The organism is Streptococcus sp. SG2, assembly GCF_030439925.1.
In the GTDB taxonomy this organism is placed as follows: domain Bacteria; phylum Bacillota; class Bacilli; order Lactobacillales; family Streptococcaceae; genus Streptococcus; species Streptococcus gordonii.
Genome location: NZ_JAQFJD010000001.1, coordinates 753,360 through 767,647 on the forward strand (window position 1 = coordinate 753,360; position 14,288 = coordinate 767,647).

12 protein-coding genes are annotated in these 14,288 nt (G+C 39.3%); 7 read left to right on the top strand and 5 right to left on the bottom strand.

Annotated elements, in window-relative coordinates; translation table 11 throughout:
- Positions 1 to 132: 132 nt before the first annotated feature.
- Together ppc and PCY09_RS03635 are read right to left on the bottom strand one after the other, a co-directional pair.
- Entirely contained in the window at positions 133 to 2,979 is a 2,847-nt protein-coding gene (gene ppc, locus PCY09_RS03630) for a phosphoenolpyruvate carboxylase (RefSeq protein WP_125396955.1), read from the bottom strand.
- A 51-nt stretch (positions 2,980 to 3,030) separates the two neighbouring features.
- Entirely contained in the window at positions 3,031 to 4,242 is a 1,212-nt protein-coding gene (locus PCY09_RS03635; protein WP_008809024.1) for an FtsW/RodA/SpoVE family cell cycle protein, read from the bottom strand.
- 136 nt (positions 4,243 to 4,378) lie between these two features.
- Here PCY09_RS03635 and PCY09_RS03640 point away from each other — a divergent pair, with 136 nt between their 5' ends.
- From PCY09_RS03640 to lysS, 6 genes are all read left to right on the top strand, one after another.
- Positions 4,379 to 4,855 carry a glutathione peroxidase gene (locus PCY09_RS03640; RefSeq protein ID WP_045634649.1) on the top strand — a complete coding sequence of 159 codons (477 nt, stop codon included), beginning with the start codon at positions 4,379 to 4,381 and terminating at the stop codon, positions 4,853 to 4,855.
- Positions 4,856 to 4,959: 104 nt separating this feature from the next.
- Complete coding sequence (locus PCY09_RS03645; protein ID WP_046165841.1) at positions 4,960 to 5,769, top strand: glycoside hydrolase family 25 protein; 810 nt, start codon at positions 4,960 to 4,962, stop codon at positions 5,767 to 5,769.
- A 139-nt stretch (positions 5,770 to 5,908) separates the two neighbouring features.
- The gene (locus PCY09_RS03650; RefSeq protein ID WP_061601740.1) at positions 5,909 to 6,751 is read left to right on the top strand and encodes a DUF368 domain-containing protein; all 843 of its coding nucleotides are present in this window, start codon (positions 5,909 to 5,911) and stop codon (positions 6,749 to 6,751) included.
- The gene (locus tag PCY09_RS03655; RefSeq protein ID WP_045773800.1) at positions 6,751 to 7,227 is read left to right on the top strand and encodes an aminoacyl-tRNA deacylase; all 477 of its coding nucleotides are present in this window, start codon (positions 6,751 to 6,753) and stop codon (positions 7,225 to 7,227) included. Before PCY09_RS03650 ends, PCY09_RS03655 begins: the two co-directional genes overlap by 1 nt.
- Positions 7,228 to 7,256: 29 nt before the next feature.
- Positions 7,257 to 7,898: a histidine phosphatase family protein gene (locus PCY09_RS03660; protein ID WP_045502062.1), complete on the top strand. Its 642-nt coding sequence runs from the start codon at positions 7,257 to 7,259 to the stop codon at positions 7,896 to 7,898.
- Between the two features lie 91 nt (positions 7,899 to 7,989).
- Positions 7,990 to 9,480, top strand: coding sequence for a lysine--tRNA ligase (gene lysS, locus PCY09_RS03665; RefSeq protein WP_125396954.1), 1,491 nt, complete (start codon positions 7,990 to 7,992; stop codon positions 9,478 to 9,480).
- 88 nt (positions 9,481 to 9,568) lie between these two features.
- Here the strand turns inward: lysS and PCY09_RS03670 are convergent, their stop codons facing one another.
- The 3 genes from PCY09_RS03670 to PCY09_RS03680 are packed head-to-tail and all read right to left on the bottom strand — an operon-like array spanning position 9,569 to position 12,707.
- Entirely contained in the window at positions 9,569 to 10,843 is a 1,275-nt protein-coding gene (locus PCY09_RS03670) for an ABC transporter permease (protein ID WP_061601738.1), read from the bottom strand.
- Positions 10,844 to 11,539: an ABC transporter ATP-binding protein gene (locus PCY09_RS03675; RefSeq protein WP_046165845.1), complete on the bottom strand. Its 696-nt coding sequence runs from the start codon at positions 11,537 to 11,539 to the stop codon at positions 10,844 to 10,846.
- Complete coding sequence (locus PCY09_RS03680) at positions 11,523 to 12,707, bottom strand: efflux RND transporter periplasmic adaptor subunit (RefSeq protein ID WP_045773805.1); 1,185 nt, start codon at positions 12,705 to 12,707, stop codon at positions 11,523 to 11,525. Before PCY09_RS03680 ends, PCY09_RS03675 begins: the two co-directional genes overlap by 17 nt.
- Positions 12,708 to 12,909: 202 nt before the next feature.
- On the opposite strand from PCY09_RS03680, the gene gorA reads away from it, so the two are divergent.
- Positions 12,910 to 14,259: a glutathione-disulfide reductase gene (gene gorA / locus PCY09_RS03685; protein WP_061601737.1), complete on the top strand. Its 1,350-nt coding sequence runs from the start codon at positions 12,910 to 12,912 to the stop codon at positions 14,257 to 14,259.
- Positions 14,260 to 14,288: the final 29 nt, after the last annotated feature.

The following is a 14,288-nucleotide window of genomic DNA, read 5'->3' on the forward strand; positions in this document are numbered from 1 at the left end:
GTTAACTGCTAGCGTATATTCTAAAACTCATCATATGCTTCTCTTCTTACTTCCTTGAAAGATCTAAGAAAACTCCAAAAATGATCTAGTCAAGCACAAAAAAATCGGAAATATTTCCGATTTTTCTTCGTATTAACCTGAGTTTCGCAAACCAGTCGCAATACCATTAATTGTGATGTGAATCAGCTTCTCTTGATCAGGCGTAAGCTGACCATTGCGTTGACGTTTAATCAGCTCTAGTTGAATATAGTTCAAAACATTAAAGTAAGGCATACGATAGTCCAAGCTGTCTCTTAGATAAGTATTTTCAGCCAAGAGCTCATCGTGTCCTTCAATCTCAAGAATAACATTCTTAGTTAGTTGCCACTCATCCAAGATAATATTGAAAATATCCCGAACATTCTGATCTTCGCATAACTGAGCATATTCAAAAGCAATGTTCATATTGGACTTAGAAAGGACCATGTCTACATTTGATAATAGAGATTTGAAGAATGGCCATCTCTTGTACATAAGTTGTAGAAAGGCAAGGTTATTTTCTGGATCTTGATCAATAAATTCCTTGAAACTTGAGCCAACACCGTACCAACCAGGGAACATCACTCGACTTTGAGACCATGAGAAGACCCATGGGATCGCTCGAAGACCACCGATTTCAGTAATCGTTTTACGAGCTGCAGGACGAGAGCCAATATTAAAGCTAGAAATCGCTTTGATTGGACTAGATTCAAAGAAATAATCATAAAAGCGTTCGTCGCCAAAGACTAAATCACGATAAATCTGATAGCTTCGCTCGACAACCTGATCCATGATCCGCTCATATTTATTGGATGTATGGGCATCACTTTTCTTATGTGTTACCATTCGATTGATTGCTGCAGAAACGAGCATTTCCAAGTTATAGTAGGCTGCATCTTTATTACCATATTTGTTTCCAATAACTTCCCCTTGTTCAGTAAGGCGGATACGGTCGTTGATACTTCGTAGGGGTTGAGAGGTGATTGCTTCATAGGTTGGTCCGCCACCGCGTCCCACCGTACCTCCCCGACCATGGAAGAAGGTAATTTTAACACCAAATTTATCACCGATAGCAGTCAGCTGTTGCTGAGCCTTATAGAGAGTCCAGCAAGAAGATAGGTAACCACCATCTTTATTACTGTCTGAGTAACCCAACATGATTTCTTGGTAATTATTCTTAGAGGCAATCCACTTCTGAGCAATAGGCAAAGATAGATACTTCTCCATTGTTTCGCATGAATTGTCCAAATCTTCAATTGTCTCAAAAAGAGGAACAATCTGTACTCGAGTCCCATTTTCATCAATCAGTCCTACTTCTTTCAGCATAATAGCCAACTCCAGTAGGTCTGATACACTGGTCGAGTGAGAAATGATGTTCTGCTTGATGACTTCTTCCCCAAGTGCATCTTTCAGCTGTCGAGCAGTCTTGAAAATTTCTAATTCTTTTTGCAAAAGTTCGGACTTAGGCTCATGAGTAGCTGATAGAATGCGAGGATCCTCAAGCAATTGCTTAAGTAGTACCTGACATTTTTCTTCTTCAGATAAGCTGCTGTAATCTTTTACAATGTTTGCTGATGCCAAGAGCTCAGCCACACAAGCTTCATGAACACTAGAATCCTGACGCATATCAATGCTGGCTAAGAAGAAACCAAAAACATCTACTGCTTGTAAAAGTTCTGTCAGGTCTCCTGTCACTAAAGCCTCACCATGATGTTCGATAAGAGAATCATAAATGACCTGTAAGTCTTCTTTGAATTCTTTTGCAGTTTTGTAAGAAGGTGTTTCCTCCTTCTTCAACTCAGTTAAGGTTTCACTGATACGAGACTGAATATAGTTTGGAATAATTTCCCGTCCCTTATTACTCACAGAAGGAGTTGTCTTGGCAGATAATGTTTTCTCAGCTCGATTAGTCAAGCGCTGACCTTCATTAGAAAAGTTTCCTTCTTTCAGGTACAGCAAGGTCTGAATCAGCTTGGACTGAATATAGTGGAAGGCACGGCGGTAAGGCTCATTTTCACGATAAACAGATTTATCAGTTGACAAAGCAGCCATTTCTGCTACTGCCTGACTAGTTTCTGAGAGATTCGTTGACAGAGAAAAAGTACGATAAAGTGTATAAACCTTGTCAATGTAATAGTTGAGAATGACTTCACTCTGGAGAGTGGCTGATAGTTTCAAAGTTTCTGCCGTTACAAAAGGATTCCCATCCCGGTCACCACCAATCCACATTCCCATGGTAATAGGCTTAGGATTATCCAACTTGATACCCCGCTCTTCTGCCAAGCGTTTGTATTCGACCATAAAGTTGGTAATGGCTTGTAGAAAAGAGCTATTGTAGTATTCCATGACATTGGTAATCTCATTGGTTACTTTTAGTTTCTTATCCCGAATCATATCTGTCTGCATCATAAGCTCGATGTAACGACGAAGGTTGCCTAGCCACTTCTTCTCATTAACCAGACCAGCCTTAACATCTCGATGCTGACGCAAAAGGGTGTGAATATGATTTGTCAGATCCAGCATTGTCTTTCTTTGCACCTGAGTTGGGTGAGCTGTCAGTACCGGAACAACATTTAAATTCTCTAGAATTTCTTTTGCATTCTCCCGCGTTGAAATCAAGTCAATAGTTGTTGACAGCTTTCCAAGATAATCTTGGTCGATATTGTTCTGATGATTGATTTCATAGGCTAGATCAACGTCTTCAGAAATATTAATCAAGAGTGGCAGAATAGAAAAATAACGAGAAATATAGACCATTTCTTCTGTTGTTAGTTCTTCTACGATTTCCTTTAGTTCCTGGTATTTGGAGTGAACAGCTAAATCCTGCATCATTTCAATCTTTTCGAATGTCTCAGGACTAAGAATTTTACGCGTAACATCAGTAAGTAAGTCCGTCAAAATGGAAACTTCTTCTCGAATAACATCTTTATTACTAAAGCTTTCTAACTTATTAAATGACATGGTCTGAACCTTTCTATTTAAGGACAAAGACTAGCTAACAACCAGCCGGTCTCACAAAGTTTCTTCTAAAACACGATTGATATTGTTTCGTTTTTCGTTGGCATCAATATTGAGTACAAAGGCAATTCCAACTGACAGAACTAAGAGACTATTCCCACCTTGTGATAGGAATGGAAAAGTCACCCCTGTTGAAGGAATCAATCCTGAGATCCCTCCAATGTTTATAAAGGTTTGGGTCAGCATCATGCCTCCAATTCCCAAAGCCACCATTGAATTAAAAGGGTCTCTAGCTCGAATACCTACCAGAATGATTCGCAAGATTAGGAAAAACAGTAGGGCTAAAATTAAGCTAGCACCAATAAAGCCCAATTCCTCGATAACAATTGAAAAAACAAAATCTGTCTGCGCTTCGGGTAAATAGCCTCGTTTTTCAATTGAATTTCCAAGTCCTAATCCAAACCAGCCTCCGTTTACAATCGCATAATATGAATTCGCAAGTTGATGCCCTGCTCCTGACACATCTGTAAAGGGATTAAAGAAGGCACTAAACCTCTTGGCAACATATCCAAACAAAGGAACCTTGGAGACTTTTTCTACACCAAGCAGCCAAATACTGGATAGGATCAAGGTCGAAGTTCCTACCAGTATTCCTAGCATGGCTGAGAACCATCGATGTCCAATACCACTTACAGAAACCATTATCAGGACAGTCAAAGCTAAAATAGTAGCATTCCCCAAGTCCGGCATGATAACAACGATACCTATCAAAATTCCTGTGATAGTACGCCAATCACTTAACGTTCTAGGTAACCAACGGTTAAAAGTTAAAGCTTGATAATCATATATTTCAATCTCTTCCTGCTTTCTTGAAAACCTCAGTGCTAAGAACCAGACCAGCAGAATTTTCAGATATTCGGCAGGCTGAATACTAACCCCGCCAATAAAAAGCCAACCATGTGCTCCGTTTACTGCACGAGTTATAAAACGCGATAAGAGTAACAGGATCACTTCCACTAAAATGAAACCGAACAAAACCTCTTGTTTCTTAAAAATATCGATCTTTACCTTATATATAAAAACAATTGCTATTAAACTCAGAATCCAAAATATGCCTTGGCTTATAACTGATTTAAAAGAATTAGCACCTGACTGAACCAAGGTCGCACTGGTTGTTGAATAGACAATAATCAAGCCTAAAACTGATAAAATCAAATAGGGAATTAAGATAGAGTAGTTTAATAGGTGTCGTTTGTCAATCTTCATACTTCACCTAGATTTTCTAAAATTTCATTGTACATTATATCATTTTTCACAACGAAAAAAAAGCCATATCCTTTTCACAATTCACTAAAATCTTATGCTAGAATAAAAGAAAACAACTGATTGGAGGTCCAAAACTATGAATGTTTACCAATTTTCTGTCGAAAAACAAGATGGCAGTCAGCTTTCACTGGACAGTTTTAATGGGAAAGTCTTACTCATTGTAAATACAGCAACTGGCTGCGGATTTACTCCACAGTATAAAGGACTGCAGGACTTATATCTTCGCTATCATGATGAAGGATTTGAAATATTAGATTTTCCCTGCAATCAGTTTAAAAATCAAGCTCCAGGAAGTGCAGAAGAAATCAACAATTTCTGTAACCTAAACTATCAGACCAGCTTTCCCCGTTTTCAAAAGATTAACGTAAATGGAAAAAAAGCTGACCCACTATATACATGGCTTAAAGAAGCAAAGGGGGGATTTCTATCAAAAGATATTAAGTGGAACTTCACCAAATTTCTTTTAGATAAAGAAGGCCATGTGATGAAACGCTACTCTCCTCAAACATCTCCTCAAGATATTGAAAAAGATATTCAAGAACTTTTAAAATGAATAAATTTCTAATAAGCTAAAACTTGAACAGTAGGTGTTCAGAAGTTCTATTATAAATGATTTTTTTTGCTTTTTTATTTATTTTAGGTTAAAATAAATAAAGTATGAGAAAGAAGATAAAACCAATTGTTGTACTCGCTTTCTTTGTCTGCTTTATTCTAACAATATTGGTTAGCAGGCAACTATCCAATGCGAAAGGTCAACGAGAACAAACAAAAACTGCCCAATCATCTTCTTCAAGCTCTTCGGAAAAAATAGATCTTACTAAACCAATCATCGATTTGTCTGGTTGGCAGCTTCCGAGCGAGATTGATTATGATCAATTGGCTAAAAATGTTTCAGGAGTCATTGTGCGTATCCAGAGCGGTTCCTATACTAAAAAGGAGAATGCTGCTACTTATGCTAACGGGCTGGATAAAGCATACAAAACCCATATCAAGGAATTTCAAAAACGCAACATCCCTGTAGCAGTCTATGCTTATGTATCTGCTTCTTCGACTAAAGAAATGGAAAAAGAGGCAGAAAGTTTTTACAAGGCCGCATCAAAATACAAGCCGACCTACTACTGGCTAGATGTTGAAGAAAAAACCATGTCTGATATGAACGGAGGAGTCGAAGCCTTCCGTGCTAAATTAGAGTCTTTAGGCGTGAAAAATATTGGGATTTATGTAGGCACTTACTTCATGGAAGAACACAGCATAAATACTGAGAAATTCACAGCTCTTTGGATTCCAACTTATGGAACCGATAATGGTTATTATAATGCTGCTCCTAAGACTGACATTGATTATGATTTGCACCAATATACTTCCCAAGGAACTTTAACTGGTTTCTCTCATCCTTTAGACTTAAACCAGATTTCTACTTTAAAGAACCGAGAGGAAACTCATGCCAAATTATTTGGGAAACAATAATTAAAATCAAGTATTTTACTTGATTTTTTCTTTTCATTTTAATTAAATTCTATCCATTTTAGAACTTTACTTAAATTTTCACTAACTAAAAGTAAAATATGTTATAATAAACTACATTGAACATGTTAAGGAGATTTTGATGTTTTCTTGGATTACAAGAATGATTAAAGGATTGATTATCGCACTTGGTTTTATCTTGCCTGGTGTTTCTGGCGGAGTTTTAGCCGCCATTTTGGGAATATATGAGCGTATGATATCTTTTCTAGCTCATATCAAAGATAACTTCAAGGAGAATGTCCTCTTTTTCCTTCCGGTTGGTATAGGTATGATTCTTGGAATTGCCCTCTTTTCTCTTCCAGTTGAATATTTACTTGCCCACTATAAGATTATCGTTCTTTGGGGATTTGCAGGCGCTATTATCGGGACGATTCCTAGTCTAGTCAAGGAGTCTGTTCGCGAGTCAGACCGTGATCGAATTGATATAGCTATTTTCTGGCTGACTTTTGTCTTGTCTGGTTTTTTCCTTTATTTTCTCAATAGTATGGTTGGAACTCTTCCAGCAAATTTCTTGACCTTTATGCTAGCGGGAGCCTTAATTGCTCTAGGGATTTTGGTCCCTGGACTCAGTCCTTCTAATCTACTTTTGATTTTAGGTTTATACACTCCAATGCTGACTGGTTTCAAGTCCTTAGATCTTTTTGGGACATTTTTACCAATTGCTATCGGAGGTGCTTTAGCTCTCATAGCATTTTCAAAAACAATGGACTATGCACTCAAAAATTTTCATTCGCGAGTCTATCATTTCATTATTGGTATTGTGCTTTCTAGCACCTTGCTTATTGTCATTCCAAATGCTGGTAATAGTGAAAGCATTACTTATACAGGAACGTCTATTATCACCTACGTCATAACAGCCTTCTTCTTTGGCTTAGGTATTTGGCTAGGAATTTGGATGAGTCAGTTAGAAGAGAAGTATAAATAATGGCAAAAAAAACAAAATTAAAAAAAACACTGGTCGAACAGATCTTGACCAAGGCTAATATTCCCCACCAAGGATTGCAAATTAATGCCCTCGAAAATGAAATTGGAGACATAGACGACCGATCTCAGATCTATAAAACCTTGGCATTATCAGGGGATAAAACCGGACCTGTTATTGGTATTCTCCCCATTACTGAGCATTTGTCTGAGAAAAAATTAGCCAAAATTTCTGGAAATAAAAAGGTTGCTATGATTCCTCAAAAGGAACTCGAAAAAACAACTGGCTATGTTCATGGTGCCAACAATCCAGTTGGTATCCGCCAAAAGCACTCCTACCCTATCTTCATCGACCAGGTTTCTCTAGAACGAGAAGCTATTATCGTATCCGCTGGAGAAGTTGGACGTAGCGTTCTAATCAAGGCCCAGGACTTGGCGGATTTTGTCAAAGCAGAATTTGCTGACATAAAAGAAGATTAGAGCAGGCACTTCATTTGAAAGAGAAAACTATGAAACTATACTTTATCCGTCATGGAAAGACTGAGTGGAATTTGGAAGGTCGCTTTCAGGGTGCTGGAGGCGATTCACCTCTCTTACCTACTGCTATTGAAGAATTACATATTCTAGGGAAGCACCTTGCTAAGACCCGCTTTGATAAGATATTCTCTAGTGATTTATCCAGAGCCGTTAGGACAGCTCAAATCATTAGTTCAGAAAATCATTTTCCGCAAGAAATTATTTTAAAAGAAGAATTACGAGAATGGAATTTAGGTAAATTAGAGGGAGCCAAATGGGAAACTATTGCTGCCATATATCCCCACCAAATGCATGCCTTTCGGCACAATCTTGCTCAGTTTGACCATACTTTATTTGATGCAGAATCAGTTTACCAAACGACCCATCGGGTTATCCATTTTATCAAGTCTCTAAAAGATTTAGAGGGAGAGAATCTCTTATTTGTTGGACATGGAGCTAATCTTACGGCTTCAATTCGAACTCTTCTCGGCTACGAAGTTGGCAGCATACGAAAAAATGGTGGCCTCAGTAATGGAAGTGTCACTATCCTCGAAACAACTGATTTTGAGAAGTTTTCTCTACTAGACTGGAACAATACTGACCATCTTGAAAATCTTGATACTGTGAATCTTTAAATTCGCAGTTTTTTCTTTCTTAAAAGCTAAATATAGGTGAATTTCCATAGATTTTGTGATAAAATAAATTGGAATACTTTTGGAGGAAAACATGACTACTGAACATTTTGAAGAATTAAATGACCAGCAAATTATTCGCCGTGAAAAAATGGCTGCGCTGGCTGAGCAAGGAATTGATCCTTTCGGAAAACGTTTTGAGCGCACTGCAAACTCTGGACAATTAAAAGAAAAATACGCAGATAAAAGTAAAGAAGAGTTGCACGACTTATCTGAGACAGCTACTATTGCTGGACGTCTCATGACTAAACGTGGCAAAGGAAAAGTTGGATTTGCTCACATTCAAGACCGTGAGGGCCAAATCCAAATTTATGTCCGCAAAGATGAGGTCGGTGAAGAAAACTATGAAATCTTTAAAAAAGCTGACTTAGGAGACTTCCTTGGGATTGAAGGTGAAGTGATGCGTACTGATATGGGAGAATTATCTATCAAAGCTACCCATATTACCCACCTCTCTAAAGCACTTCGTCCTCTTCCTGAAAAATTCCATGGACTGACAGATGTGGAGACTATCTACCGTAAACGCTATTTGGATTTGATTTCTAATCGTGAGAGCTTCAATCGATTTGTTACTCGCTCAAAAATCATTTCTGAAATCCGCCGTTACTTAGATGGGCAAGGCTTCCTTGAAGTCGAAACTCCTGTTCTCCACAATGAAGCAGGTGGAGCTGCTGCTCGTCCTTTCATTACTCATCACAATGCCCAAAATATTGATATGGTACTGCGGATTGCGACTGAACTGCACCTTAAGCGCCTCATTGTAGGTGGTATGGAACGAGTCTATGAAATTGGCCGCATCTTCCGTAACGAAGGAATGGATGCCACTCATAATCCAGAGTTTACATCTATTGAAGTTTACCAAGCTTATGCAGATTTCCAAGATATTATGGACTTGACCGAAGGCATTATTCAACACGCGGCTATCTCTGTATGCGGAGATGGACCTATCAACTATCAGGGAACTGAAATCAAGATTAATGAACCATTTAAACGCGTTCATATGGTAGATGCCATCAAGGAAATTACCGGCGTGGATTTCTGGCAAGATATGAGCTTTGAAGAGGCTGCTGCCTTGGCTAAGGAAAAGAAAGTTCCCCTTGAAAAACACTTCACAGAAGTCGGCCATGTTATTAATGCTTTCTTTGAAGAATTTGTTGAAGAAACCTTAACTCAACCAACCTTTGTTTATGGTCATCCTGTTGCAGTATCTCCTCTGGCCAAGAAAAATCCAGAAGATCCACGCTTCACTGACCGTTTCGAACTCTTCATCATGACCAAAGAATATGCTAACGCCTTCACCGAATTGAACGATCCAATCGATCAACTCTCTCGTTTTGAAGCCCAAGCTAAAGCTAAAGAACTTGGTGATGATGAAGCAACTGGCATTGACTACGACTATGTCGAAGCTTTAGAATATGGTATGCCACCAACTGGAGGTCTGGGTATTGGGATCGACCGTCTGGTTATGTTATTAACAGATGTGACTACCATTCGCGATGTCCTTCTCTTCCCGACAATGAAATAATTTTCACATTCAGACACTGCTAGACTTCAGCAGTGTTTTTTATAAACAAAAAAAGAGTTTAGGTTCCTAAACTCTTTTCCTAATTTCATTATTCGTACCTCAGTGCTTCAATTGGATCCAACTTGGAAGCTTTATTCGCAGGTAGAATTCCAAAAACAACACCAACCATTGCTGAGAAGACAAGACTTCCTACTGCAGCTGTAGTAGACACAATCGGAGGTCCACCAAAGACATCTTCTGGTACGACCGCAGCAATTAACGCGTTAATACCATAAGCCAGTCCTAAGCCCAACATTCCTCCAATTAGGGTAAGAACCATGGATTCAATCAAGAATTGGGTTAAGATGTTTCCTCTTGTAGCTCCTAAAGCTTTCCTCAGACCGATTTCACGAGTCCGCTCGGTAACTGACACCAGCATGATATTCATAACCCCGATACCACCGACAAAGAGTGAGATTCCTGCTATCGCGCCAATAACTCCTGTCATGGTACCTGTAATCTGCTTGTACTGTTCCAGCATACTCTCCATATTCAAGATTTGATATTCACCCTGGCGTGCTCCTGAAAGCTGGGTCAATTTTTTAGCTGCTTCTATCCCAACTTCGTTGACACGGCTGACTTCTGGAACATAGACGTAAACAGTTGAGATTTCTTCTGAATGAAACTCAGATGCTACTTGGGTATTAGCCATTAGAGCACTTCCTGAACTCATACTCATACTTTGACCAGCATTGGGATCTTTAAAGACTCCAATAACCCGATAGTTGCTATCTCCTACTGATACGATTTTGTTTAAGGCTTCTGCGCTACTTCCAAAAAGTGAGGTTGCAACTGTTTCATCAATCATCATCACATTAGAAAAGCGCTGGTAATCCACAGGAAGGAGGGTACGACCTGCCAAGATCTCATATTTTCTAATTTGAAAGAAAGATTGGCTAACACCAGTGATAAATACTCCATCTGCTTTCTTATTTTGATAAGAGAATGTTGCAGATGGTCCACCATTGGTTGTATAGTAACCTTTCACTCCGTCAATTTTCAATAGCTCTTTAGCCCAAGCATCTTGAATAACTGGTGGAGCTTCATTTTCTTCGTTATCAACTTCCTGGCCACCTCCCTCATTTCCTGCAGGGCCTTCCATAAGATTCATCCCCATAACATAATTACTCTTTGTTGGTGAATAATTCAGAGCGACATATTGTTGATCCTTCGTGAAACTTTTGGTAACTCCCTGTTGCATCCCATTTCCTAAAGCCATGATAACTACAACCGAAGCGACCCCGATGATAATTCCAATCATTGTTAGAAAGGAGCGCATTTTGTGACCCATAATAGAGCCAATAGCAAATCTCCAGTTTTGCATCTATGCTTCTCCTTTCTGTGCTGAATCAGAGTAAATTACGCCATCTCGAATGACAATTTGTCGTTTAGCATAGGCTGCAATTTCTGGTTCATGGGTAACCATAATGATGGTTTTGCCTTCTTTATTTAATTCAGTCAGCAATTCCATAATCTGCTCACCTGTTTTTGTATCCAGGGCCCCTGTTGGCTCATCCGCCAAAATAATAGAGGGACGATTTACTAGGGCACGAGCGATCGCAACACGCTGCTTTTGCCCCCCTGATAATTCTGATGGTAAGTGATGCATCCGAGTCCCTAACTCAACTTTTTCCAAGTATTGTTCTGCTAAAGCCTTACGTTTAGACTGAGAAACTCCTGCATAAATCAAAGGTAATTCAACATTTTGAAGAGCATTTAACTTGGACAAGAGGAAAAACTGCTGAAAGACAAAGCCAATTTCCTGATTACGGACTTTAGCTGATTTCTTTTCACCCAAACGAGCCACTTCTTTCCCATCTAAATGATAGGTTCCACTAGAAGGACGATCCAACATACCAATAATATTCATCAAGGTTGATTTACCAGATCCAGATGGTCCCATAATGGCTAAAAACTCGCCTTCTTCAACTTGAAGATTGATGTTTTTTAAAACCTGCAGTTCTTGATCTCCGTTGCGATAGCTCTTATTGATGCCACTTAAATCAATTAATTTCTTCATAAGATTTTACCTCCTGCCCATCTTTTAAATCAGCAGTTGGATTTATAATCACTTTATCATCTTTTGATAAGCCAGATGTTACTTCTTGATTTTCAGCATCAGCATTTCCAAGTGTGACTTCAACTTTTTTAGCTATACCCTTATCATCTAGTTTCCAAATGTAATTTTTTCCATCTTCATCAGTAACAACACTGCTTACCGGAATAAGAATGGCCTTGCTGTTATTCTTCACTTCGATATTTACAGAGAATCCTTGCTTTAAATCACCTATTTCGCTAGTGAAATCAATGGTAAAGGGATATTTAGCGCCTGATCCTCCACCTGATCCTCCAGCAGCTGACGCACTTGAGCTTGCTTGCTGAGCATCTTTTGGATAGTTAGAGATATAGCTGATTTTACCAGTCCAAGTCTTATCTGGATAAACTTTTGAAGTAATGCTGACTTCTTGGCCCACTGACAGATTAGCTAAATTGTACTCTGACAATTCACCCTTGACTTGGAGATTACCATTATTAACAATATGGACCAATGTTTGATTAGATCCTGTTGTTGATTTTGAAACATCACGATTAACTTCAACTACTGTTCCTTCAACAGTACTTAATACAGTTGTAGCATCAAGTAAAAGTTTGGAACTATTGACTTTATCTGCAGCATCAGCTCGGTTGTCTTGCAAATCTTTTAATTGAGAATCCAAGGATTGTTGTGTATTAACCGCTGGTGCAGTGCTTTCGCCAGATTCTTCTCCTTCTGCTGTTGGGCTTGGGGTAGGAGCTGTCCCATTATTTTGCAGTTCATAAATTTGACGGTCAATTTTATTGAGAGCTCGAACAGCAGAATCATAGTTAGATTGCGCCTCAGTGTTTCGATATTGGACCAAAGCTTGTCCGACTGTAACTTGATCACCCACATTAACGAGGACGCCTTCTAGATCTCCCTTTGTCGAATCATAATAAATATACTGCTCATTATTAGCAGATACTTGTCCTGACAAAAGTACAGAAGATGCTACTGATCCTTCTTTTGCCTTTTGAACCAGAGGTTTCGAATCTAAAGCTTCTTGGCTGCCACTTTTCTGATTCAAAAACAGCATAGCAAGAACAACTACTACAATGACAAGAGGAACAGCAATCAGAGCAGTCAACTGCCACTTTTTCAATTTTTTCATTGGAATCTCCTTTAAAAATGAAATCTAATTAATTTTTTTCATTATAACATACATTATAACCTGGAACTATTGTTTTGAACTTAGCAATTTTCAAATGACATTATATCTTTCTCAAATGTCAGTTTTTCTCGTAGCAGATTTTTGCATTCATTTCTTAAAAAGGGTACAATTACCTCATATTGAAAGAAGGAGAATAAACATTATGAAAGAATTTGATATGATTGCTATCGGAGGTGGTAGCGGAGGTATCGCTACCATGAATAGAGCTGGCGAACATGGTGCTAAGGTCGCTGTCATTGAGGAAAAGAAGTTAGGCGGTACCTGTGTCAATGTGGGCTGTGTTCCTAAAAAGATCATGTGGTATGGTGCTCAAATTGCTGAGGCCATCCAATACTACGGTCCTGACTATGGTTTTACTTCAGACAAACAAGCGTTTGACTTTGCCACTTTGCGTAAAAATCGCGAAGCCTATATTGATCGTGCTCGATCTTCTTACGATGGAAGTTTTAAGCGCAATGGAGTTGAATTGATTGAAGGACGCGGTCGCTTTGTTGATGCTAACACTGTCGAGGTTAACGGTGAGCTAATCCGTGCTAAACACATCGTCATCGCAACGGGTGCTCATGCTGCTATCCCTTCTATTCCAGGCTCTGAATTAGGTGAAACATCTGATGATGTCTTTGCTTGGGAAGAATTACCCGAATCTGTAGCCATCGTTGGAGCTGGCTATATCGCAGTTGAATTGGCAGGAGTCCTCCATACTCTGGGAGTCAAAACAGACCTCTTTGTCCGACGTGATCGTCCCTTACGGAACTTTGATTCATATATCGTAGATGGTTTACTTGAAGAAATGGATAAGACAGGTCTTGCCCTACACACTCACAAAGTACCTACAAAACTTGAGAAACTAGATGACAATCAACTGCAACTTCATTTTGAAGATGGCAGTAGCCACATAGCTCAGCATGTCATCTGGGCAATCGGCCGAAAACCTAATGTTCAAGACCTCAATCTAGAAGCTGCTGGTGTCACTCTCAACGAACGAGGTTTCATCGCTGTAGATGAATACCAAAACACTGTAGTTTCAGGTATCTATGCCCTAGGTGACGTAACAGGCGAGAAAGAGCTAACCCCTGTTGCCATTAAGGCTGGTCGTACATTATCCGAGCGACTTTTCAACGGCAAAACAGACGCAAAGATGGACTATTCAACTATTCCTACTGTTGTCTTCTCCCACCCCGCTATTGGAACTGTTGGGCTAACCGAGGAAGAGGCCAAAAAAACTTATGGTGCTGATAATATTCACCTCTATACATCTAGCTTTGCTTCCATGTATTCGGCAGTAACTCAGCATCGCCAACAGGCTAAGTTCAAGCTCATCACAGCTGGTGAGAATGAAAAGGTCGTTGGTCTGCATGGTATCGGATATGGGGTAGACGAGATGATTCAAGGCTTCGCTGTCGCTATCAAAATGGGGGCAACCAAGGCTGATTTTGATGCCACAGTAGCCATTCACCCAACGGGATCAGAAGAGTTCGTTACTATGAGATAAGAAGAGAAAAGGTTTGTTTTACAAGCCTT